This window comes from Pseudomonas fluorescens group sp. PF-1, assembly GCF_054481335.1.
The window spans coordinates 2578434-2602455 of the sequence record NZ_JBTMNG010000002.1 but is presented as its reverse complement, the minus strand read 5'-3'; the positions used below and the strand labels follow the sequence as shown (position 1 = coordinate 2602455).

20 protein-coding genes are annotated in these 24022 nt (G+C 60.5%); 14 read left to right on the top strand and 6 right to left on the bottom strand.

Annotated features, from left to right (window positions below):
* The first annotated feature begins 523 nt into the window (after positions 1-523).
* The 13 genes from ACX3YD_RS26840 to nuoN all read left to right on the top strand — a co-directional run bounded on the left by ACX3YD_RS26840 (position 524) and on the right by nuoN (position 15463).
* Complete coding sequence (locus tag ACX3YD_RS26840; protein WP_003223812.1) at positions 524-937, top strand: NADH-quinone oxidoreductase subunit A; 414 nt, start codon at positions 524-526, stop codon at positions 935-937.
* Between the two features lie 10 nt (positions 938-947).
* Positions 948-1622 carry a NuoB/complex I 20 kDa subunit family protein gene (locus ACX3YD_RS26835; RefSeq protein WP_047527662.1) on the top strand — a complete coding sequence of 225 codons (675 nt, stop codon included), beginning with the start codon at positions 948-950 and terminating at the stop codon, positions 1620-1622.
* A 73-nt stretch (positions 1623-1695) separates the two neighbouring features.
* Positions 1696-3480, top strand: a complete 1785-nt coding sequence (nuoC, locus tag ACX3YD_RS26830) for an NADH-quinone oxidoreductase subunit C/D (RefSeq protein WP_047538433.1) — start codon at positions 1696-1698, stop codon at positions 3478-3480.
* A 2-nt stretch (positions 3481-3482) separates the two neighbouring features.
* A complete protein-coding gene (nuoE, locus tag ACX3YD_RS26825) occupies positions 3483-3980 on the top strand; it encodes an NADH-quinone oxidoreductase subunit NuoE (protein ID WP_007970445.1) in 498 nt (165 codons plus the stop codon).
* Complete coding sequence (gene nuoF, locus ACX3YD_RS26820; RefSeq protein ID WP_103405057.1) at positions 3977-5332, top strand: NADH-quinone oxidoreductase subunit NuoF; 1356 nt, start codon at positions 3977-3979, stop codon at positions 5330-5332. Before nuoE ends, nuoF begins: the two co-directional genes overlap by 4 nt.
* Positions 5333-5469: 137 nt before the next feature.
* On the top strand, positions 5470-8184 hold the full coding sequence (gene nuoG, locus ACX3YD_RS26815) for an NADH-quinone oxidoreductase subunit NuoG (RefSeq protein ID WP_458961460.1): 2715 nt from the start codon (positions 5470-5472) through the stop codon (positions 8182-8184).
* Positions 8181-9188 (top strand): NADH-quinone oxidoreductase subunit NuoH, encoded by a 1008-nt coding sequence (gene nuoH, locus ACX3YD_RS26810; RefSeq protein ID WP_047527655.1) that lies wholly within the window; start codon positions 8181-8183, stop codon positions 9186-9188. The genes nuoG and nuoH overlap by 4 nt, the downstream gene beginning before the upstream one ends.
* 12 nt (positions 9189-9200) lie before the next feature.
* Positions 9201-9746, top strand: coding sequence for an NADH-quinone oxidoreductase subunit NuoI (gene nuoI, locus ACX3YD_RS26805; RefSeq protein ID WP_178132024.1), 546 nt, complete (start codon positions 9201-9203; stop codon positions 9744-9746).
* 9 nt (positions 9747-9755) lie between these two features.
* On the top strand, positions 9756-10259 hold the full coding sequence (gene nuoJ / locus ACX3YD_RS26800; RefSeq protein WP_047527652.1) for an NADH-quinone oxidoreductase subunit J: 504 nt from the start codon (positions 9756-9758) through the stop codon (positions 10257-10259).
* Positions 10260-10261: 2 nt separating this feature from the next.
* The gene (nuoK, locus tag ACX3YD_RS26795) at positions 10262-10570 is read left to right on the top strand and encodes an NADH-quinone oxidoreductase subunit NuoK (RefSeq protein WP_007946416.1); all 309 of its coding nucleotides are present in this window, start codon (positions 10262-10264) and stop codon (positions 10568-10570) included.
* Complete coding sequence (gene nuoL / locus ACX3YD_RS26790; protein WP_103405055.1) at positions 10567-12420, top strand: NADH-quinone oxidoreductase subunit L; 1854 nt, start codon at positions 10567-10569, stop codon at positions 12418-12420. Before nuoK ends, nuoL begins: the two co-directional genes overlap by 4 nt.
* Positions 12421-12459: 39 nt before the next feature.
* Positions 12460-13992, top strand: a complete 1533-nt coding sequence (gene nuoM, locus ACX3YD_RS26785) for an NADH-quinone oxidoreductase subunit M (RefSeq protein WP_090468407.1) — start codon at positions 12460-12462, stop codon at positions 13990-13992.
* A gap of 7 nt (positions 13993-13999) precedes the next feature.
* Positions 14000-15463: an NADH-quinone oxidoreductase subunit NuoN gene (nuoN, locus tag ACX3YD_RS26780; protein WP_047527643.1), complete on the top strand. Its 1464-nt coding sequence runs from the start codon at positions 14000-14002 to the stop codon at positions 15461-15463.
* A 271-nt stretch (positions 15464-15734) separates the two neighbouring features.
* Here the strand turns inward: nuoN and ACX3YD_RS26775 are convergent, their stop codons facing one another.
* The 6 genes from ACX3YD_RS26775 to ACX3YD_RS26750 are packed head-to-tail and all read right to left on the bottom strand — an operon-like array spanning position 15735 to position 21707.
* On the bottom strand, positions 15735-17477 hold the full coding sequence (locus tag ACX3YD_RS26775) for an ABC transporter substrate-binding protein (protein ID WP_047527641.1): 1743 nt from the start codon (positions 17475-17477) through the stop codon (positions 15735-15737).
* A 47-nt stretch (positions 17478-17524) separates the two neighbouring features.
* Complete coding sequence (locus tag ACX3YD_RS26770; protein WP_047527639.1) at positions 17525-17797, bottom strand: DUF2160 domain-containing protein; 273 nt, start codon at positions 17795-17797, stop codon at positions 17525-17527.
* 10 nt (positions 17798-17807) lie between these two features.
* A complete protein-coding gene (locus ACX3YD_RS26765) occupies positions 17808-18608 on the bottom strand; it encodes a carbohydrate ABC transporter permease (RefSeq protein ID WP_047527637.1) in 801 nt (266 codons plus the stop codon).
* 8 nt (positions 18609-18616) lie between these two features.
* Entirely contained in the window at positions 18617-19483 is an 867-nt protein-coding gene (locus ACX3YD_RS26760; RefSeq protein WP_047527635.1) for a carbohydrate ABC transporter permease, read from the bottom strand.
* The gene (locus tag ACX3YD_RS26755; protein ID WP_103405054.1) at positions 19480-20613 is read right to left on the bottom strand and encodes an ABC transporter ATP-binding protein; all 1134 of its coding nucleotides are present in this window, start codon (positions 20611-20613) and stop codon (positions 19480-19482) included. Before ACX3YD_RS26755 ends, ACX3YD_RS26760 begins: the two co-directional genes overlap by 4 nt.
* Positions 20613-21707: an ABC transporter ATP-binding protein gene (locus ACX3YD_RS26750; RefSeq protein ID WP_103405053.1), complete on the bottom strand. Its 1095-nt coding sequence runs from the start codon at positions 21705-21707 to the stop codon at positions 20613-20615. Before ACX3YD_RS26750 ends, ACX3YD_RS26755 begins: the two co-directional genes overlap by 1 nt.
* Before the next feature lie 380 nt (positions 21708-22087).
* Here ACX3YD_RS26750 and ACX3YD_RS26745 point away from each other — a divergent pair, with 380 nt between their 5' ends.
* Positions 22088-23950 carry a sigma-54-dependent Fis family transcriptional regulator gene (locus ACX3YD_RS26745; RefSeq protein WP_458961459.1) on the top strand — a complete coding sequence of 621 codons (1863 nt, stop codon included), beginning with the start codon at positions 22088-22090 and terminating at the stop codon, positions 23948-23950.
* Positions 23951-24022 lie beyond the last annotated feature (72 nt).

The following is a 24022-nucleotide window of genomic DNA, read 5'->3' as shown; positions in this document are numbered from 1 at the left end:
TGTAGGAGCGAGCCTGCTCGCGATGACCCTGAGGGCGCCGCGGGGTGTCAGGCCCCCCAGCGTCATCGCTGACCACCATCGCGAGCAAGCTCGCTCCTACAGGGGCTGGTGGCGATCTGGAAAAATACTGATCCAGAGCGGCATCAACATCGGAAAAATCCGCTAAAAAGATCACCGCCGCTACTTCAAGTAACGTACATATAAGACAACTTAACGAACACTGACCCGTTAAACAGATTAAAAACCATCTCAAACAATATTGATTATCATTCATCCAAGGCTGTGTTCGTTACACTCCCTACAAAACATAATTGACGAAATGCCACCTAATGCCCGCAACGCAAGGGCTACAGCGCTTTTGCCGCTCGCCATGTCCTTATTCCTATAAATAATTTCGCTATAGGAATTTTACTTGCTGGGTGTTTAGCCATAAAATCAGCGGGATTGATTGCTGCGACATATCGTCACTGCGTTGTTTCTTTTCAAGCTCAGAGACCTTTGCTCTCTGTTAAGGATTACCAGCATGCCCGAAGCGACAGGACTCATGGCCCACAACTGGGGCTTTGCCATTTTCCTTCTGGGCGTAGTCGGCCTCTGTGCCTTCATGCTCGGCGTCTCCAGCCTCCTCGGGTCAAAAGCCTGGGGCCGCAGCAAAAACGAACCGTTCGAGTCCGGCATGCTACCTACAGGTGGCGCCCGCTTGCGGCTCTCTGCCAAATTCTATCTGGTCGCGATGCTCTTCGTGATCTTCGATATCGAAGCCCTCTTTCTCTTTGCATGGTCTGTGTCCGTCCGCGAAAGCGGCTGGACCGGATTCGTCGAAGCTCTCGTTTTCATAGCAATTCTGTTGGCAGGTCTTGTCTACCTATTCCGAGTGGGCGCCCTTGACTGGGCTCCGGAAGCTCGGCGCAAGCGGCAAGCGAAGCTGAAACAATGAGGCTTTGGCAATGCAATACAATCTCACCAGGATCGACCCCGATGCTCCTAACGAGCAGTATCCGATTGGCGAACGGGAAACCGTTTCCGATCCGTTAGAAGATCAAGTCCACAAAAACATTTTCATGGGCAAGCTCGAAGACGTGCTTAACGGCACGATCAACTGGGGGCGCAAGAACTCCCTGTGGCCGTATAACTTCGGCCTTTCGTGCTGCTATGTGGAAATGACCACCGCCTTCACGGCGCCCCACGACATCGCGCGCTTTGGCGCCGAGGTTATCCGGGCATCACCGCGTCAGGCGGATTTCATGGTTATCGCCGGTACCTGCTTCATCAAGATGGCGCCGATCATTCAGCGTCTGTACGAGCAAATGCTCGAACCTAAATGGGTCATCTCCATGGGTTCGTGCGCCAACTCCGGTGGCATGTACGACATCTACTCTGTCGTTCAAGGGGTGGACAAGTTCCTGCCCGTGGACGTCTACGTGCCTGGCTGCCCGCCCCGCCCTGAAGCTTTCCTGCAAGGCTTGATGCTGTTGCAGGAGTCGATTGGCCAGGAGCGTCGCCCTCTTTCCTGGGTCGTTGGCGATCAAGGCGTTTACCGCGCCGAGATGCCTTCCGAGAAGGAAAAGCGCCGCGAACAGCGTATTCAGGTAACCAACCTGCGCAGCCCCGACGAAGTCTGATCCAGATCTGCTGTTTCAAAGAAACGAGAAGCTGGCTTCATTCTTTACGTTGACCGAAAGCGATAAAAAAATCATGACTACAGGCAGTGCTCTGTACATCCCGCCTTATAAGGCAGACGACCAGGATGTGGTCGTCGAACTGAACAACCGTTTTGGCCCCGAGGCGTTCACCGCCCAGCCTACGCGCACCGGCATGCCGGTGCTTTGGGTTGCCCGTGCCAAACTCGTCGAAGTCCTGACTTTCCTGCGCAACCTGCCCAAGCCGTACGTCATGCTCTATGACCTGCACGGCGTGGATGAGCGTCTGCGCACCAAGCGTCAAGGGCTGCCGAGCGGCGCCGACTTCTCTGTGTTCTATCACTTGATGTCGATCGAACGTAACAGCGACGTCATGATCAAGGTTGCCCTCTCCGAGAGCGACCTCAGCCTGCCGACCGTCACCAGCATCTGGCCGAACGCCAACTGGTACGAGCGTGAAGTCTGGGACATGTACGGTATCGACTTCAAAGGCCACCCTCACCTGTCGCGCATCATGATGCCGCCGACCTGGGAAGGTCACCCGCTGCGCAAGGACTTCCCTGCGCGCGCCACCGAATTCGATCCGTACAGCCTGACCCTGGCCAAGCAACAGCTTGAGGAAGAAGCCGCGCGCTTCAAGCCTGAAGACTGGGGCATGAAGCGTTCCGGCCCGAACGAGGACTACATGTTCCTCAACCTCGGCCCGAACCACCCTTCGGCGCACGGTGCGTTCCGCATCATCCTGCAGCTGGACGGCGAAGAGATCGTCGACTGCGTACCGGACATCGGTTACCACCACCGTGGCGCCGAGAAGATGGCCGAGCGTCAGTCCTGGCACAGCTTCATTCCGTACACCGACCGTATCGACTACCTCGGCGGCGTGATGAACAACCTGCCGTACGTGCTCTCGGTCGAGAAGCTGGCCGGCATCAAGGTACCCGAGAAGGTCGATGTCATCCGCATCATGATGGCCGAGTTCTTCCGGATCACCAGCCACCTGCTGTTCCTGGGTACCTACATCCAGGACGTCGGCGCCATGACCCCGGTGTTTTTCACCTTCACCGACCGCCAGAAGGCGTACACGGTGATCGAAGCCATTACCGGTTTCCGTCTGCACCCGGCCTGGTACCGCATCGGTGGCGTCGCCCACGACCTGCCACGCGGCTGGGAAAAGCTGGTGAAGGATTTCGTCGAGTGGATGCCAAAGCGTCTGGACGAATACCAGAAAGCCGCCCTCGATAACAGCATCCTGCGTGGCCGTACCATCGGCGTCGCGGCCTACAACACCAAGGAAGCCCTGGAATGGGGTGTCACCGGTGCCGGCCTGCGTTCGACCGGTTGCGACTTCGACCTGCGCAAGGCGCGTCCTTACTCGGGCTACGAGAACTTCGAATTCGAAGTGCCGCTGGCCGCCAACGGCGATGCCTATGACCGCTGCATCGTGCGCGTCGAGGAGATGCGCCAGAGCATCAAGATCATCGAGCAGTGCATGCGCAACATGCCGGAAGGCCCGTACAAGGCGGATCACCCGCTGACCACGCCGCCACCCAAAGAGCGCACCCTGCAGCACATCGAGACCTTGATCACGCACTTCCTGCAAGTTTCGTGGGGCCCGGTGATGCCGGCCAACGAATCCTTCCAGATGATCGAAGCGACCAAGGGCATCAACAGTTATTACCTGACGAGCGATGGCGGCACCATGAGCTACCGCACCCGGATTCGCACCCCAAGCTTCCCGCACCTGCAGCAGATCCCTTCGGTGATCAAAGGCAGCATGGTCGCGGACTTGATCGCGTACCTGGGTAGTATCGATTTCGTTATGGCCGACGTGGACCGCTAAGCATGAACAGCACGCTTATCCAGACAGACCGTTTCGCCCTGAGCGAAACCGAGCGCTCGGCCATCGAGCACGAGCTGCATCACTACGAAGACCCGCGCGCGGCGTCGATCGAAGCCCTGAAGATTGTCCAGAAGGAACGTGGCTGGGTGCCAGATGGCGCCCTGTACGCCATCGGCGAGATCCTCGGCATTCCGGCCAGCGACGTTGAAGGCGTGGCGACGTTCTACAGCCAGATCTTCCGTCAACCGGTTGGCCGCCACATCATTCGCGTCTGCGACAGCATGGTCTGCTACATCGGCGGCCACGAGTCCGTGGTCAGCGAAATCCAGAGCAAGCTCGGCATCGGCCTGGGTCAGACCACCGCCGATGGTCGTTTCACCCTGCTGCCGGTCTGCTGCCTCGGCAACTGCGACAAGGCACCGGCGTTGATGATCGACGACGACACATTCGGTGATGTGCAGCCAGCAGGCGTCGCCAAATTGCTCGAGGGCTACGTATGACCCTGACTTCCTTCGGCCCGGCCAACCGCATCAAGCGTTCGGCCGAGACTCACCCGCTCACCTGGCGTCTGCGTGACGACGGCGAAGCCGTCTGGCTCGACGAGTACCAGGCCAAGAACGGTTACGCCGCTGCCCGCAAGGCCTTCGCTGACATGGCCCAGGACGACATCGTCCAGACCGTGAAGGACGCCGGCCTCAAGGGTCGTGGCGGTGCAGGCTTCCCCACTGGCGTGAAGTGGGGCCTGATGCCCAAAGACGAATCCATCAACATCCGCTACCTGCTGTGCAACGCGGACGAGATGGAGCCGAACACCTGGAAAGACCGCATGCTGATGGAGCAACTGCCCCATCTGCTGATCGAAGGCATGCTGATCAGTGCCCGCGCACTGAAAACCTACCGTGGCTACATCTTCCTGCGTGGCGAATACACCACCGCCGCCAAGCACCTCAACCGTGCCGTGGAAGAAGCCAAGGCCGCGGGCCTGCTGGGTAAAAACATTCTGGGCAGCGGCTTCGATTTCGAGCTGTTCGTCCACACCGGCGCCGGGCGTTACATCTGCGGTGAAGAAACCGCACTGATCAACTCCCTCGAAGGCCGCCGCGCCAACCCGCGCTCCAAGCCGCCCTTCCCGGCCGCCGTTGGCGTGTGGGGCAAACCGACCTGCGTGAACAACGTCGAGACCCTGTGCAACGTACCGGCGATCATTGCCGACGGCGTGGACTGGTACAAATCGCTGGCCCGCGAAGGCAGCGAAGACATGGGCACCAAGCTCATGGGCTTCTCCGGCAAGGTCAAGAACCCTGGCCTGTGGGAACTGCCATTCGGCGTGACCGCGCGCGAGCTGTTCGAAGACTACGCCGGCGGCATGCGCGACGGTTACAAACTCAAGGCCTGGCAGCCGGGCGGCGCCGGTACCGGCTTCCTGTTGCCGGAGCACCTGGATGCACAAATGTACGCTGGCGGCATCGCCAAGGTGGGCACCCGTATGGGTACCGGCCTGGCCATGGCGGTCGACGACAGCGTCAACATGGTGTCCCTGCTGCGCAACATGGAGCAGTTCTTCGCTCGCGAATCCTGTGGTTTCTGCACCCCTTGCCGCGATGGCCTGCCATGGAGCGTCAAGCTCTTGATGGCTATCGAGAAAGGTCAGGGTCAGCCAGGCGACATCGAGACCCTGCTGGGTCTGGTCGGTTTCCTCGGCCCAGGCAAGACCTTCTGTGCTCACGCACCGGGCGCCGTGGAGCCGTTGGGCAGCGCAATCAAATACTTCCGTCCAGAGTTCGAAGCCGGCATCGCGCCCACCAGCGCCGCCGTCCCGCCTCTGGCAAGGCCGATCGTAGTCGGCGCGTAAATGCTTAAAAAGGCGAAGGGTCCGTGCCCTTCGTCTTTCGTTCGATGACGCCTTTCAAGGGCTGTTTGGATTCGGACGAACAACAAGATTCCATTAGCCACGCCCGCTGACACCGGGCCAACGAAGAACTTTGAACCATGGCCACTATCCACGTAGACGGCAAAGAGCTCGAAGTCGATGGGGCAGACAACCTGTTACAGGCATGTCTGTCGCTAGGCCTCGATATCCCTTATTTCTGCTGGCACCCTGCCCTGGGCAGCGTTGGCGCTTGCCGCCAGTGCGCGGTCAAGCAGTACACCGACGAGAACGACACCCGTGGTCGCATCGTCATGTCCTGCATGACCCCTGCCACCGACAACACCTGGATCTCCATCGAAGATGAAGAATCCAAGGCCTTCCGCGCCAGTGTTGTCGAATGGCTGATGACCAACCACCCTCACGACTGCCCGGTCTGTGAAGAAGGCGGTCACTGCCACCTGCAAGACATGACGGTAATGACCGGCCACAACGAGCGCCGTTACCGCTTCACCAAGCGTACCCACCAGAACCAGCAACTGGGCCCGTTCATTTCCCACGAAATGAACCGCTGCATCGCTTGCTATCGCTGTGTGCGCTTCTACAAGGACTACGCCGGCGGCACCGACCTCGGTGTATTCGGCGCCCACGACAACGTGTACTTCGGTCGCGTTGAAGACGGCACCCTGGAAAGCGAGTTCTCCGGCAACCTCACCGAGGTCTGCCCGACCGGTGTGTTCACCGACAAGACTCACTCCGAGCGCTACAACCGCAAGTGGGACATGCAGTTCTCGCCGAGCATCTGCCATGGCTGCTCCAGCGGTTGCAACATCTCCCCGGGCGAACGCTACGGTGAGCTGCGTCGTATCGAAAACCGTTTCAACGGTTCGGTAAACCAGTACTTCCTGTGCGACCGTGGCCGTTTCGGCTATGGCTACGTCAACCGCGAGGACCGTCCGCGTCAGCCACTGCTGGCCAACGGCACCAAGCTAGGCCTCGACGAAGCCCTGGATAAAGCCGCCGACCTGCTGCGCGGCCGCAACATCGTCGGTATCGGTTCGCCCCGCGCCAGCCTCGAAAGCAACTACGCGTTGCGCGAACTGGTCGGTGCCGAGCACTTCTACTCCGGTATCGAATCCTCCGAACTGGAGCGCATCCGCCTGGTCCTGCAAGTGCTGAAAGACAGCCCGCTGCCAGTACCGAACATGCGCGATATCGAAGACCACGACGCCGTGTTCGTCCTCGGTGAAGACCTGACCCAGACCGCTGCACGCATGGCCCTGGCCCTGCGCCAATCGGTCAAGGGCAAGGCCGAAGACATGGCCGAAGCCATGCGCGTACAGCCTTGGCTCGACGCCGCGGTGAAGAACATCGGTCAGCACGCGCTGAACCCGCTGTTCATCGCCAGCCTGGCTGAAACCAAGCTCGACGACGTGGCCGAAGAGTGCGTTCACGCCGCGCCGGACGACCTGGCTCGCATCGGTTTCGCCGTGGCTCACGCCCTCGACGCCAGCGCGCCTGCCGTTGAAGGCCTGGACGCCGAAGCCCTTGAGCTGGCCAAGCGTATCGCCGACGCCCTGCTCGCGGCCAAGCGCCCACTGATCATCGCCGGTACTTCCCTGGGCTCCAAAGCCTTGATCGAAGCCGCCGCGAACATCGCCAAGGCCCTGAAACTGCGCGAGAAGAACGGTTCCATCAGCCTGATCGTGCCAGAGGCCAACAGCCTCGGCCTGGCCATGCTCGGTGGCGAATCGGTCGATGCAGCCCTGCAAGCGGTGATCGACGGCAAGGCCGACGCCATCGTCGTGCTGGAAAACGATCTGTACACCCGTACCGACAAAGCCAAGGTCGATGCCGCCCTGACCGCCGCGAAAGTGGTGATCGTGGCCGACCATCAGAAGACCGCCACCAGCGATCGTGCGCACCTGATCCTGCCGGCTGCGAGCTTCGCCGAAGGCGACGGTACCCTGGTCAGCCAGGAAGGCCGTGCCCAGCGCTTCTTCCAGGTTTTCGACCCGCAATACATGGACGCCAGCATCCTGGTTCACGAAGGCTGGCGCTGGCTGCATGCCTTGCGTTCGACCCTGCTGAACCAGCCAATCGACTGGACGCAGCTGGACCACGTCACCGCTGCGGTCGCCTCGAGCACCCCGCAACTGGCGGCCATCGTCGACGCGGCACCGTCCGCCGCGTTCCGCATCAAAGGCCTGAAACTGGCGCGCGAACCGCTGCGTTACTCCGGTCGTACCGCCATGCGCGCCGACATCAGCGTGCACGAGCCCCGTACACCGCAGGACAAAGACACCGCGTTCGCCTTCTCGATGGAAGGTTACTCGGGCTCGGTCGAACCCCGTCAGCAAGTGCCATTCGCCTGGTCTCCGGGCTGGAACTCGCCGCAAGCCTGGAACAAGTTCCAGGATGAAGTCGGTGGTCACATCCGCGCTGGCGACCCGGGCACCCGCCTGATCGAAAGCACCGGTGATTCGCTGAAATGGTTCGCCAACGTTCCGCGCGCGTTCAACCCGGCCCAGGGCACCTGGCAGGTTGTGCCGTTCTTCCACCTGTTCGGCAGCGAAGAAACCTCTTCGAAAGCCGCGCCGGTTCAGGAACGCATCCCGGCAGCCTACGTCGCCCTGGCCAAGTCCGAAGCCGACCGCCTGGGTGTCAACGACGGCGCACTGATGAGCCTGAACGTGGCTGGCCAGACCCTGCGTCTGCCACTGCGCATCAATGAAGAACTGGGCGCCGGCCTGGTGGCATTGCCAGCGGGCATCGCCGGCATTCCGCCAGCGATCTTTGGCAAATCCGTTGACGGTCTGCAGGAGGCAGCTCAATGACCTTGTTCACTCCTGAAGTGATCGACATCATCATCGCGGTCCTCAAGGCCGTGGTGATTCTGCTGGCCGTGGTGGTCTGCGGTGCACTGCTGAGCTGGGTCGAGCGTCGTTTGCTCGCCCTCTGGCAGGATCGTTACGGTCCGAACCGCGTGGGTCCGTTCGGTGCGTTCCAGATCGCCGCCGACATGATCAAGATGTTCTTCAAGGAAGACTGGACGCCACCGTTCGCCGACAAGATGATCTTCACCCTGGCACCGGTCGTGGCCATGAGCGCCCTGCTGATTGCCTTCGCGATCATCCCGATCACCCCGACCTGGGGCGTGGCGGACCTGAACATCGGCATCCTGTTCTTCTTCGCCATGGCCGGTCTGTCGGTCTACGCGGTGCTGTTCGCCGGCTGGTCGAGCAACAACAAGTTCGCCCTGCTGGGCAGCTTGCGGGCTTCGGCGCAAACCGTGTCGTACGAAGTGTTCATGGGCCTGTCGCTGATGGGCATCGTGATTCAGGTCGGCTCGTTCAACATGCGCGACATCGTTGATTACCAGGCCCAGCACCTGTGGTTCATCATTCCGCAGATCTTCGGTTTCCTGACCTTCTTCATCGCTGGCGTGGCCGTGACTCACCGTCACCCGTTCGACCAGCCGGAAGCGGAACAGGAACTGGCCGACGGTTACCACATTGAATACGCCGGCATGAAATGGGGCATGTTCTTCGTCGGCGAGTACATCGGCATCGTGCTGATCTCGGCGCTGCTGGTGACCTTGTTCTTCGGTGGCTGGCACGGTCCGTTCGGCATCCTGCCGCAGATCCCGTTCATCTGGTTCGCACTGAAAACCGCGTTCTTCATCATGATGTTCATCCTGTTGCGCGCGTCGATTCCGCGCCCACGGTATGACCAAGTGATGGATTTCAGCTGGAAGTTCTGCCTGCCGCTGACCCTCGTCAACATGCTGGTGACCGCTGCGATCGTGTTGCTCAACACGCCCGCCGTCGCGGCTCAGTGAGGATAGAGAATCATGAAGTACATATTTGACATCGTGCATGGCCTCTACACCCAGCTTCGCAGCCTGGTGATGATTTTCGGCCACGCCTTCCGCAAGCGCGACACGCTGCAGTACCCGGAAGAACCGGTCTACCTGCCACCGCGCTACCGTGGGCGTATCGTCCTGACCCGCGACCCCGACGGCGAAGAGCGTTGTGTAGCGTGCAACCTGTGCGCCGTGGCTTGCCCGGTCGGTTGCATTTCGCTGCAGAAAGCTGAAACCGAAGACGGTCGCTGGTACCCGGACTTCTTCCGCATCAACTTCTCGCGCTGCATTTTCTGCGGCCTCTGCGAGGAAGCCTGCCCGACCACCGCGATCCAGCTCACGCCGGATTTCGAAATGGCCGAGTTCAAACGTCAGGACCTGGTTTACGAGAAAGAAGATCTGCTGATCTCCGGCCCCGGCAAAAACCCTGATTACAACTTCTATCGTGTTGCAGGTATGGCAATTGCCGGTAAGCCAAAAGGCTCCGCGCAGAATGAAGCCGAACCGATCAACGTGAAGAGCTTGCTGCCTTAAGGAAGAAAGATGGAATTCGCTTTCTATTTCGCATCGGGTATCGCTGTGGTGTCCACGCTTCGCGTGGTCACCAACACCAACCCTGTGCACGCCCTGCTCTACCTGATCATTTCGCTGATCTCCGTGGCGATGACGTTCTTCGCCCTCGGCGCGCCGTTTGCCGGTGTGCTGGAAGTGATCGCCTACGCTGGCGCCATCATGGTGCTGTTCGTGTTCGTGGTGATGATGCTGAACCTGGGCCCGGCCTCGGTTCAGCAAGAGCGCGTCTGGCTCAAGCCCGGCATATGGGGCGGCCCGGTCGCCCTCGCCGCCTTGCTACTGGTGGAACTGCTGTATGTGCTGTTCTCCCACCAGAGCGGTCAGGCCATCGGCCACACCACCGTGGATGCCAAGGCCGTGGGCATCAGCCTGTTCGGTCCTTATCTGCTGGTGGTCGAACTCGCCTCGATGCTGCTGCTCGCCGCAGCCGTCACGGCGTTCCACTTGGGCCGCAACGAAGCCAAGGAGCAATGACGATGCCTGCTATCCCCATGGAGCATGGTCTGGCGGTCGCCGGCATCCTGTTCTGCCTCGGTCTGGTCGGCCTGATGGTCCGCCGCAATATCCTTTTCGTGCTGATGAGCCTGGAGGTCATGATGAATGCCTCCGCGCTGGCGTTCATCGTTGCCGGTAGCCGCTGGGCGCAGCCGGATGGACAGATCATGTTCATCCTGGTGATCAGCCTGGCTGCCGCCGAGGCCAGTATCGGCCTGGCGATCCTGCTGCAACTGTATCGCCGCTTCCACACGCTCGATATCGACGCTGCCAGTGAGATGCGCGGATGAACATGATCTTTCTGACTTTCGTATTTCCCCTGATCGGGTTTCTCCTGCTGTCGTTCTCCCGCGGACGCTTCTCGGAAAACCTCTCGGCACTGATCGGCGTAGGCTCCATCGGCCTGTCCGCAGTGGTCGCGGCCTACGTGATCTGGCAATTCAATGTCGCGCCACCCGAGGGTGGTCACTACACCCTGGTGCTGTGGCAATGGATGGCGGTCGAAGGCTTCAAGCCTGACTTCGCCCTCTACATCGACGGCCTGTCGATCACCATGCTCGGCGTGGTGGTGGGCGTCGGCTTCCTGATCCACCTGTTCGCGTCCTGGTACATGCGCGGTGAAGACGGTTACTCGCGCTTCTTCGCCTACACCAACCTGTTTATCGCCAGCATGCTGTTCCTGGTACTGGGCGATAACCTGTTGTTCCTGTACTTCGGCTGGGAAGGCGTGGGCCTGTGCTCGTACCTGTTGATCGGTTTCTACTACAGCAACCGCAACAACGGTAACGCGGCACTCAAGGCCTTCATCGTGACCCGTATCGGTGACGTGTTCATGGCCATCGGCCTGTTCATCCTGTTCGCTCAACTGGGCACGCTGAACATCCAGGAACTGCTGGTGCTGGCACCGCAGAAATTCCAGGCCGGCAACTTCTGGATGGTCCTGGCGACCCTGATGCTGCTGGGTGGCGCTGTCGGTAAATCCGCGCAACTGCCGCTGCAAACCTGGCTGGCGGACGCGATGGCCGGTCCTACTCCGGTTTCGGCACTGATCCACGCCGCGACCATGGTGACCGCCGGTGTCTACCTGATCGCCCGTACTCACGGCCTGTTCACCCTGGCGCCGGAAATCCTGCACCTGGTGGGCATCGTCGGTGGCGTGACCCTGGTGCTTGCAGGTTTCGCCGCACTGGTACAGACCGACATCAAGCGTATCCTCGCCTACTCGACCATGAGCCAGATCGGCTACATGTTCCTGGCCCTGGGCGTCGGCGCCTGGGATGGCGCGATCTTCCACCTGATGACCCACGCCTTCTTCAAGGCCCTGCTGTTCCTTGCCTCCGGTGCGGTGATCGTTGCCTGCCACCACGAGCAGAACATCTTCAAGATGGGTGGCCTGTGGAAGAAACTGCCTCTGGCCTACGCCAGCTTCATCGTTGGCGGCGCGGCCCTGGCGGCCCTGCCACTGGTGACTGCGGGCTTCTATTCCAAGGACGAAATCCTCTGGGAAGCGTTCGCCAGCGGCAACCACGGTCTGCTTTACGCCGGTCTGGTCGGCGCGTTCATGACCTCCCTGTACACCTTCCGCCTGATCTTCATCACGTTCCACGGTGAAGCGAAGACCGAAGCCCATGCCGGTCACGGCATTGCTCACTGGCTGCCGCTGTCGGTGCTGATCGTCCTGTCGACGTTCGTCGGCGCGATGATCGTTCCACCGTTGCACGGCGTGCTGCCGGAAAGCGTCGGCCATGCCGGTGGCGAAGCCAAGCACAGTCTGGAACTCGCTTCGGGCGCCATCGCCCTGGCCGGTATCCTGCTGGCCGCGCTGCTGTTCCTCGGCAAGCGTCGCTTCGTGACCGCCATCGCCAACAGCGGCATCGGCCGTTTCCTGTCGGCCTGGTGGTTCGCTGCCTGGGGCTTCGACTGGATCTACGACAAACTGTTCGTCAAGCCTTACCTGGCGATCAGCCACATCCTGCGCAAAGACCCGCTCGACCAGACCATCGGTCTGATCCCGCGCATGGCCAAAGGCGGTCACACCGCCCTGAGCCGTACCGAAACCGGTCAACTGCGTTGGTATGCCGCCTCGATGGCTGCTGGTGCCGTGCTGGTCATTGGCGCCGTCGTGCTGGTAGCGGTCTGATATGAACCTTGCGAACTTGCGAAAGGAATTGAGCCCGTCATGATTCTGCCTTGGCTAATCCTGATCCCCTTCATCGGCGGCCTGCTGTGCTGGATGGGTGAGCGCTTCGGCGCCACCCTCCCCCGCTGGATTGCGCTGTTGACCATGACCCTGGAACTCGCTCTCGGCCTCTGGCTGTGGGCCCACGGTGATTATTCATTTGCCCCGGCGCCTGGCGCCGATCCGACCTGGTCGCTTGAGTTCAAGCACGTCTGGATCCAGCGCTTCGGCATCAACGTGCACCTGGCCCTCGACGGCCTGTCGCTGTTGATGATCCTGCTGACCGGCCTGCTGGGTGTCCTCTCGGTACTCTGCTCGTGGAAAGAGATCCAGCGCCACGTCGGCTTCTTCCACCTGAACCTGATGTGGATCCTGGGCGGTGTCGTCGGCGTGTTCCTGGCCCTCGATCTGTTCATGTTCTTCTTCTTCTGGGAAATGATGCTGGTGCCGATGTATTTCCTCATCGCGCTCTGGGGTCACAGTTCTTCGGACGGCAAGAAAACCCGGATCTACGCGGCGACCAAGTTCTTCATCTTCACTCAGGCTTCCGGCCTGATCATGCTGGTGGCGATCCTGGGTCTGGTACTGGTCAACTTCAACAACACCGGCGTGATGACCTTCAACTACGCCGACCTGTTGAAAACCAAGATGTCGATGACCACCGAGTACGTCCTGATGCTCGGCTTCTTCATCGCCTTCGCGGTCAAGCTGCCAGTCGTACCGTTCCACTCCTGGCTGCCTGACGCTCACGCCCAGGCGCCGACCGCAGGTTCCGTGGACCTGGCCGGTATCTTGCTGAAAACCGCTGCCTACGGCCTGCTGCGTTTCGCCCTGCCGCTGTTCCCGAATGCGTCGGCCGAGTTCGCGCCGATCGCCATGACCCTGGGTCTGATCGGGATCTTCTACGGTGCGTTCCTGGCGTTCGCGCAAACCGACATCAAGCGTCTGATCGCCTTCTCGTCCGTTTCCCACATGGGTTTCGTGCTGATCGGCATCTACTCCGGCAGCCAACTGGCGCTGCAGGGCGCGGTGATTCAGATGCTGGCGCACGGTCTGTCGGCCGCGGCACTCTTTATCCTCAGCGGTCAGCTATACGAACGCACCCACACCCGCGACATGCGTGAAATGGGTGGCCTGTGGTCGAAGATCGCCTACCTGCCGGCCATCAGCCTGTTCTTTGCAGCCGCGTCCCTGGGCTTGCCGGGTACCGGTAACTTCGTCGGCGAGTTCCTGATCCTGATCGGCACCTTCGCCAGCGCTCCATGGGTCACCGTGATCGCGACGTCCGGCCTGGTGTTCGGTTCGGTCTACTCGCTGATCATGATCCACCGTGCCTACTTCGGTCCGTCCAAATCGGACGCGGTCCTGCAGGGCATGGATGCTCGCGAACTGATCATGGTGGTCGGTCTGGCAGCGCTGCTGGTCTACATCGGCGTCTACCCGCAACCGTTCCTCGACACCTCTGCCGCGACGATGCATGGCGTGCAGCAGTGGCTCGGCACCGCCTTCACTCAACTCGCTTCGGCACGGTAAGAGCGCTATGGAATTCACGACTCAACACTTTATCGCGCTTGCGCCGTTGTTGATCACCAGCGCCACGATCATCGTGGCGATGCTGGCGATCGCCTGGCGCCGCAACCACTCGCAGACCTTCCTGATTTCCGTGGCGGGTCTGAACCTGGCACTGCTGTCGATCCTGCCAGCCCTGAAAGTCGCGCCCCTGGCCGTGACGCCATTGCTGCAAATCGACACCTTTGCCTGCCTGTACATGGCGCTGATCCTGGTCGCCACCCTCGCCTGCGTCACCCTCGCCCACGCCTACCTCGGCGAGGGCGGTTCGGGTTACCCGGGCAACCGTGAAGAACTGTACCTGCTGATCCTGATGGCCGCCGCCGGTGGCCTGGTTCTGGTCAGCGCGCAGCACCTGGCCGGGTTGTTCATCGGTCTGGAGCTGCTGTCGGTGCCGGTCTACGGTCTGGTGGCCTACGCCTTCTTCAACAAGCGTTCGCTGGAAGCCGGCATCAAGTACATGGTGCTGTCGGCAGCCGGTTCCGCGTTCCTGTTGTTCGGTATGGCCCTGCTCTACGCTGACTCCGGCTCCCTGAGCTTCGTCGGTATCGGTCAGGCGCTGGCGGCTACCGGTCTGCCAAGTTCGCTGGCGCAACTGGGCCTGGGCATGATGCTGATCGGCCTGGCGTTCAAGCTGTCGCTGGTACCGTTCCACCTGTGGACCCCGGACGTTTACGAAGGTGCTCCAGCGCCGGTCGCAGCGTTCCTGGCAACCGCTTCCAAGGTCGCCGTGTTTGCCGTGATGGTGCGTCTGTTCCAGATCTCGCCAGCGGCAAGCAGCGGTGTGCTGAGCAACGTACTGACCATCATCGCCATCGCGTCGATCCTGTTCGGTAACCTGCTGGCCCTGACCCAGAGCAACCTCAAGCGTCTGCTGGGTTACTCGTCCATCGCCCACTTCGGTTATCTGCTGATCGCCCTGGTGGCGAGCAAAGGCATGGCCGTGGAAGCTATCGGCGTGTACCTGGTCACCTACGTGATCACCAGCCTCGGCGCCTTCGGCGTGATCACCCTGATGTCCTCGCCGTACAAAGGCCGTGACGCGGACGCCCTGTACGAATACCGCGGCCTGTTCTGGCGCCGTCCGTACCTGACTGCCGTACTGACCGTGATGATGTTGTCCCTGGCTGGTATCCCGCTGACCGCGGGCTTCATCGGCAAGTTCTACATCATCGCCACCGGTGTCGAATCCCATCAGTGGTGGCTGGTCGGCTCGCTGGTACTGGGCAGCGCCATCGGCGTGTTCTACTACCTGCGTGTGATGGTCACCCTGTACCTGATCGAACCGAACCTGCGTCGCCACGATGCGCAACTGCACTGGGAACAGAAAGCAGGCGGCGTGATGCTGCTGGCCATCGCGGTACTGGCCTTCTTCCTCGGCCTGTACCCACAACCGCTGCTGAGCCTGGTTCAGCAATCGGGCCTGGCGGGTTGATCGCTTAGCGTTATCGGTAGCAAACAGAAACGGCACCTTCGGGTGCCGTTTTTGCATTCTGGACGTTGCTGGACGGGCAGCGCTGCCCTCACCATTCCGTGCTGACCGACACGACGCCATCGCTGGCAAGCCAGCGCCTGTAAGTGATCGTGAATCAATCCAGGGGCTGCGTCCGACTCGGCATCCGCAAGCGCCGGCATGCCGACGAAAGCAGTGGCACAAACAAAAAACGGCACCTCTCGGTGCCGTTCGCCTTTCACACTCCTGTCACTTACTTGCGCGCATCCGCCCACGACTTCAGCAGTTCGTTGTAGCTCACGGTCTCCCCTTTAGGCTTCTCGTTGGCCAGTTTCGGTTTGGGTGCGCCCGGCTGGTCGAACCAGTATTGCGCGTCGCGTTCCGGGTTCATCTTCGGCGCGCAGGTGGTCTGCGCTTTCGAACGTTCCAGGCGGGACATGATTGCGTCCTGGTCCTTGGCCAGACCGTCCAGTGCCTGCTGTGGAGTTTTCTCGCCGCTGGCCGCTTCGGCGATGTGGCTCCACCACAACTGCGCGAGGCGAGGATAATCAGGCACATTGGTCCCGGTCGGCGTCCATTGCACGCGGGCCGGGCTGCGGTAGAACTCGACCAGGCCACCGAGCTTCGGCGCCAGGTCGGTCATGGCTTGCGAGTTGATGTCCGACTCGCGGATTGGCGTCAGGCCGACGATCGTTTTCTTCAGTGACACGGTTTTCGACGTCACGAACTGCGCATAGAGCCAGGCGGCGAGTTTTTGCTTCTCCGGCGTGGACTTCATGAACGTCCAGGAACCCACGTCCTGATACCCCAGCTTCATGCCCTCCTCCCAGTACGGGCCGCGCGGCGACGGTGCCATGCGCCATTTCGGCGTGCCGTCGGCATTCACCACCGGCAGACCCGGCTTGGTCATGTCGGCCGTGAACGCGGTGTACCAGAAGATCTGCTGGGCGATGTTGCCCTGGGAAGGCACGGGGCCGGATTCGGAGAAAGTCATGCCCGCCGCTTCCGGTGGCGCATAGGCCTTCATCCAGTCGACGTACTTCTGGGTGGCGAAGACCGCCGCCGGGCCGTTGGTGTCGCCACCGCGAGTCACGCTGGAGCCCACCGGATGGCAATCCTCGACGCGAATGCCCCACTCGTCCACCGGCAAACCGTTGGGCAAGCCCTTGTCGCCGCCACCGGCCATGGAGAACCAGGCATCGGTGAAACGCCAGCCCAGGGAGGGGTCTTTCTTGCCGTAGTCCATGTGCCCGTAGACACGCTTGCCGTCGATCTCCTTGACGTCTTCGCTGAAGAACTTGGCGATGTCTTCATAGGCCGACCAGTTCACCGGGACGCCCAGCTCGTAGCCGTATTTCTCCTTGAACTTGGCCTTGAGGTCCGGGCGCTCGAACCAGTCGGCGCGGAACCAATACAGGTTGGCAAACTGCTGATCGGGCAGTTGATAGAGCTTGCCGTCCGGAGCCGTTGTGAAAGAAGTACCAATGAAGTCCTTGAGGTCCAGAGTCGGCGAAGTGAAGTTCTTGCCTTCATTGGCCATCAGGTCGGTGATGGCTTCAGTCTTGCCGTAACGAAAGTGCGTACCGATCAGGTCCGAGTCGTTCACCCAGCCGTCATAAATGCTTTTGTCCGACTGCATCACGGTCTGCAGTTTTTCCACCACATCGCCTTCTTGCAGCAGGTCGTGGGTCACCTTGATCCCGGTGATCTCGGTGAAGGCCTTGGCCAGCACCTTGGATTCATATTCGTGGGTGGTCAGGGTTTCGGAAACGACCTTGATGTCCATCCCGCGAAACGGCTCGGCGGCCTTGATGAACCACTTCAACTCCTCGAGCTGCTGATCGGCCGTCAGGGTGGACGGTTTGAACTCGCTGCCAATCCATTTCTTCGCAGCGTCTTCATAGGCATCGGCCCAGGCCGCGGCGCTCAAACCGCTGAGTGCCAGCATGGCTGCCAATGAAATGCTATGTCGCAGCTTATTGTTTTTGTCGAACATAGAGACCTCCTGTTTAAGTTTCGGAGCAACATTGCCGAGCGATTCGACTAGCCCCACCGCATCACAGCCAACAGCCACACCAGGGACGACGCGAAGGCGACCCAGATGCTCCAGTCGGTTACGCCGATGACCAGCAGATGCAGGTAGGCGCTACCGAGAAGACCGATAAACAGCCGGTCGCCACGGGTGGTGGCAATCGGCAGAAAACCACGCCGAAGAATGCTCGGCGAACGCAATTCCCAGGTCGTCATGCCCACCAGAATCAGGCCAATGACGACGAAGAACGCTGCGGTGGGAATCGTCCAACTCATCCATTCCATCATCAGCTCCTCATACCCGGCCCAGGGCAAAGCCCTTGGCCACGTGGTTGCGAACAAACCAGATCACCAGCATGCCCGGCAAAATGGTCAACACCCCCGCCGCCGCCAGCACGCCCCAGTCGATGCCTGACGCCGAGACCGTGCGGGTCATGACCGCCGCGATCGGTTTGGCGTTCACCGACGTCAGGGTGCGCGCCAGCAGCAGTTCGACCCAGGAAAACATGAAACAGAAAAACGCCGTGACACCGATGCCGGAGCCGATCAGCGGGATGAAAATCTTCACGAAGAACTTGGGAAAACTGTAGCCATCGATGTAGGCGGTTTCGTCGATTTCCTTGGGCACGCCAGACATGAACCCCTCGAGAATCCACACCGCCAGCGGTACGTTGAACAGGCAGTGCGCCAGGGCCACGGCTATGTGGGTGTCGAACAGCCCAATCGACGAATACAGCTGGAAGAACGGCAACAGGAACACCGCCGGCGGTGCCATGCGGTTGGTCAGCAGCCAGAAGAACAGGTGCTTGTCACCGAGGAAACGGTAACGCGAGAACGCATAGGCCGCCGGCAGCGCCACGCTCAGGGAGATCACCGTGTTCAGGCTCACGTAGTACAGCGAGTTGAGATAACCGGTGTACCAGCTCGGATCGGTGAAGATCACTTTGTAGTTATGCAGGGTGAAATCCGCGGGAAACAGCGTCAGGCCGCCGAGGATTTCGGTGTTGCTCTTGAAGGACATGTTCAGCAACCAGTAGATCGGCACCAGCAGGAACAGGATGTAGAGCAGCAGCGGAATCAGCTTTCTCTTGCTCATGGCGGGCCTCAGCGGTTGGCGTCAGAGTGAGTCATGGCGGTATAAAACAGCCACGACACCAACAGGATGATCAGGAAATACACCAGCGAAAACGCCGCTGCCGGGCCCAGGTCGAATTGCCCTACGGCCATCTGGGTCAATGTCTGACTGAGGAAGGTCGTGGCATTACCCGGCCCGCCGCCCGTGAGCACGAACGGTTCGGTGTAGATCATGAAACTGTCCATGAACCGCAGCATCACCGCGATCAGCAGCACGCTCTTGAGCTTGGGCAGCTGGATGTGCCGGAACACCGCCCAGGCCGAAGCCCGATCGATCCGCGCCGCCTGGTAATACACGTCCGGAATCGCCCGCAGACCGGAGAAACACAACAGCGCCACCAGCGACGTCCAGTGCCAGACGTCCATCACCAACACGGTGACCCAGGCGTCCATGGTGTTCGCCGCATAGTTGTAGCTGATGCCCATGGCATTAAGGCTCGAACCCAGCAGCCCGATGTCCGCGCGGCCGAAGATCTGCCAGATGGTGCCCACCACGTTCCACGGAATCAGCAACGGGATCGCCAGAATAATCAGCACCAGCGACGACCAGCGCCCCTTGGTCGGCATGGTCAGGGCGATGGCAATGCCCAGGGGAATTTCAATCAGCAACACACAGGCCGAGTAGATGAACTGGCGCAGCAGCGAGTCATGCAGGCGCGGATCGAGCAGCACTTGCCTGTACCAGTCGGCACCGACGAAGTAGCGGCTGGACTGGTCGAATATGTCCTGCACCGAATAGTTGACCACGGTCATCATCGGGATCACCGCACTGAACGCCACCAGCAGGAACACCGGCAGCACCAGCCACCAGGCCTTGTTGTTCTGCACCTTGTTCATGGCTGCGCCTCTTCATTGGCCATTGTTTCGTTGACGGCATGGGGCTCCAGCAGGAATTCGTCGGCGTAGACCATCAGCCACTGCCCCGGAAAACTGATGTAAGCCGTGCCTTCAGGCACCGGTTTGTCTTCGGCCAGGCGAACTTTCAGCGGCGCGCCATCGAGGTTCAGGGTCATGATCTTGTAGGTGCCAAGGTCTTCGACGTGTACGACATGAGCCCGCATCGCGTCATCGAATGGCTCTTCCCACACATGGACGAACTCGGGTCGGATACCGACTTTCAAGGTTTTCCACTGGGTCTCGGCGATGCGTTGCTGCATGGCGGCGGACAAGGGCAAATGGGTCGAAGCAAAACCGACGCCGCCCGGTTGCGGCTGCACCTCGATCAGGTTCATCCCCGGGCTGCCGATGAAGTAACCGACAAAGGTGTGGCTCGGCCGCTCGAACAATTCCCGTGGCGTGCCGAACTGCACGATCTGCCCGCCGTACATCACCGCGATCTTGTCGGCAAAGGTCGAGGCTTCCAGTTGATCGTGGGTGACATAGACCATGGTGATGTTGAACTGCTCGTGGATCTGCTTGAGCTTGCGCCGCAGCTTCCACTTCAGGTGCGGGTCGATCACGGTCAGCGGTTCATCGAAGAGAATCGCCGACACGTCATCACGCACCAGCCCACGGCCCATGGAAACTTTCTGCTTTTCGTCGGCGGTGAGGTTGCGTGCTTTTTTGCTCAGCAGGTTCTGCAGGTCGAGCACTTCGGCTATTTCCTGCACCTTGGTGTGAATCTTCGCCTCGGCCATGCCCTGATTGCGCAGCGGGAAAGCCAGGTTGTCGAACACCGTCATGGTGTCGTAGACCACCGGAAACTGGAAAACCTGAGCGATGTTGCGCTTCTCCGGGGTCAGGTCATTGACCGCTTTGCCATCGAACAACACATGGCCCTGGGACGGGCTGAGCAACCCGGAAATGATGTTGAGCAAGGTCGACTTGCCGCACCCCGACGGGCCGAGCAAGGCATAGGCACCGCCCTGCTCCCAGATGTGGTCCATCTCGCGGATCGCGTAATCCTCGGGTCCGCCCGGGGTTTTGGTGTAGCTGTGGGCGAGGTTCTGCAAACGGATTTCGGCCATCAGGCAACCCTCGCGACACGCCGGCCCGGCGCCTGGATCAGCCGCCCCTGCGTATCGAACACAAACAGTTTATGGGTCGGGATGTAGATGCGGATCGGCGCATCGACGTCGTATTCGTGGACACCGGGCAAGTGCAGCACCAGCAGGAAATGCTCGTTGCGCACGTGCAGGAAGGTTTCCGAGCCGCTGATTTCCGCGACTTCGACGGTCACCGCCAACTCCAGGTCGTCGTCGTTGCTCGGCACCAGCGAGATATGGCTGGGCCGCACGCCGAAGCGAAACTCGCCCTCGCCCACCGGCCGCAAATCGACGTTCAGCGGGAAATGCACGAAATTGGCGAAACTCACTTCATTACCGGCGATGCGCCCCGGCATCAGGTTGATCGGCGGTTCGGAAAACAGCTCGGCCGCCAGCACGGTCTGCGGCTGGTGATAGACAGCGGAAGACTTGCCGCTCTGGATCACCCGACCTTCGTGAAGAATGGTCGTGGTGCCGCCGAGGGCCAGCGCCTCGTTGGGTTCGGTGGTGGCGTAGATCGCGATGGTGTGGCGGGCCTTGAACAGCTCGCGCATTTCCTGGCGCAGTTCCTCGCGCAGTTTGTAGTCGAGGTTGACCAGCGGTTCATCGAACAGAATCAGTTCGGCGTCCTTGACCAGCGCCCGGGCCATGGCCGTGCGCTGTTGCTGGCCCCCGGAGAGCTCCAGCGGATAACGCTGCAGAAACTTCTCGATGCGCAGCATCCTGGCGGTTTCCAGCACTTTGCTCTGGATCTGCTCGTTGGACACGCGGGCCTGGCGCAACGGCGAAGCGATGTTCTCGAACACCGTCATGGTCGGGTAGTTGATGAACTGCTGATAGACCATCGACACGTTGCGCAGGCGCACCGGGCGTTGGGTGACATCCACGCCATTCATCAGGATGCGCCCGGTGTCAGGCTTGTCCAGCCCGGCCATCAGCCGCATGAGACTGGTTTTGCCGGACAGCGTGCGACCCAGCAAAACGTTGAAGGAACCGGGTTCGAAACTCAGGCACGCATCGTCGATCCAGGTCTGGCCCTCGACGGTACGGCTGACATGCTCCAGGGTTAATGACATGGCTCGGCCTTTTTTATTTTTGGAGTCAAGCGACCGGAGCTACATAGCGACATTTGTGCCAAAAATCACAAGCCGTTGATTTGGCTTGAAATCCTTGAATGTGACTACCGAGTCACGTTCGTTGCTGAACACAAATGAACAATCGAAAGTGAACAATTGAACAGTTCACCGATTGACAATGAACATTAGTGAACAACACTCTACAGACCGTTTCACGCACCCTGAAACGGACGCAAAACCTGTGGGAGCGAGCCTGCTCGCGATAGCGTTGGATCAGCCAACATTCATGTCGACTGACACTCCCTCATCGCGAGCAGGCTCGCTCCCACAAGGAAAACCTATAACAACAATAAAAAGCGTAAATCAGAGGCTGACCTGTAATGGCCCTACCTGCCCTGCCGCTGTCCCACGACGCCATCATCCAGGACTCCTGGTCCCGCTGCCGCGCGTTCGGTCTCAGTCATCAAAGCGCTCCGGCGTTCGATCAGTTGCCCGCCGAAGGCATCGCGCAGTTGCTCGAGAGCCAGCACTCGCTGGTGCAGACCACCCACCAGGAAGTCCTGCCGTATTACGAGAACATCCTCAGCAACTCCAATTGCCTGATCATGCTCGCCGACAATCAAGGCCAGGTGCTGACGTCATGGGGCACCCAGCGCTTCATCGAGCCGAGCCTGACCCGCGGTTTCAGCGCCGGCGCCAGTTGGCTGGAGCACTGCAGCGGGACCAACGCCATCGGCACCGCTTTGGCCTGCGAACAAGCGGTGCACATCGAACACGATGAACACTTTCTCAAGGCCAACCGCTTCATGACCGGTTCCGCCGCGCCGATTTTCGATGCCGAGCGCAAAGTGATTGCCGTGCTGGATGTCTCCAGCGACAGCTACCTGCCGCCGTCCCACACCCTGGGCATGGTCAAGATGATGAGCCAGACCGTGGAAAACCGGCTGATCCTCAACCTGTTTCACGGCCAGCATTTCCAGTTGACCTTCAACACGGGCCTGAACAACCTCGACAGCCAGTGGGCCGGGTTGCTGATTTTCGATGAAAGTGGCCAGGTGCTGTCCGCCAACCGCCGCGCTGACAACCTGCTGGGCATCCGCCTGTCGCGAATCAGTGTGGAGAGCCTGTTCAACGTCTCGCTGCTGGAACTGCTGAATCAGCCAGAGGGCCTGCCCTTCGCCCTGCAGACTCGCGGACGCAACCGTTTCCAGTGCCTGTTGAAACGGCCGAAGCAGTCACCGATTCAGCCGCGGCTGTTTTCTGAAAGCAAAAGTGCTGACCCCAAGAGCGCCGTGGCGGACGCTAAACCCGCCACCATCAGCCTGAAGACCCTGCACTTTGGCGACAGTCGCGTGGAAAAGGCCGTGCGCCAGGCCGAGCGCTTGCTGGAGAAAGACATTCCGCTGTTGATTCACGGGGAAACCGGGGTTGGCAAGGAAGTCTTCGTCAAGGCCCTGCATCAAGCCAGCTCCCGCCATAAACAAGCGTTCATTGCCGTCAACTGCGCGGCGATCCCCGCCGAATTGGTGGAATCCGAGCTGTTTGGCTACGAGAAAGGCGCGTTCACCGGGGCGAACCAGAAAGGCAGCATCGGCCTGATTCGCAAGGCCGACAAAGGCACCTTGTTCCTCGACGAAATCGGCGACATGCCGCTACCGACCCAGGCACGCTTGCTGCGGGTGTTGCAGGAGCGCTGCGTACAACCGGTGGGCAGCAGTGACTTGTTTGCGGTGGACATCCGCATCATCTCCGCGACCAACCGCTCCTTGCGGGAGCAGGTGCAATTGGGGCGTTTCCGCGAAGATTTGTACTACCGCATCGGCGGCCTGACCCTGGAGTTGCCGCCGCTGCGCGAGCGTAGCGACAAAGAGGCACTGTTCAAACGCCTGTGGGAGCAGCATCGGGAACCCACCCAGTGGGCGGGACTGAGCCCTGAAGTGCTGGAGCTGTTCAGCCGTCATCCGTGGCCCGGCAACCTGCGCCAGGTCAGCAGCGTGATGCAGGTGGCGCTGGCCATGGCCGAGGAACAACCGGTGCGGCCGGAGCATTTGCCGGATGATTTCTTCGTCGACCTGGAGATGGAGCCGGTGGAGGCGCCAGAGCCGTTGGGGGTTGATCTGAATGATGCCCAGGCGTTGAACCGGGAACTGAAGGCTGCCGGGGGGAATATTTCGCATCTGGCGCGGCGGTTGGGGGTTAGTCGCAATACGCTCTACAAGCGCTTGCGCCACCTGGAAAGCTGACTGCTGCGCAGTCAATCGCGAGCAGGCTCGCGAAGGCGCCAACCCGGTCACCGCAAAAACCACTCACTCCCC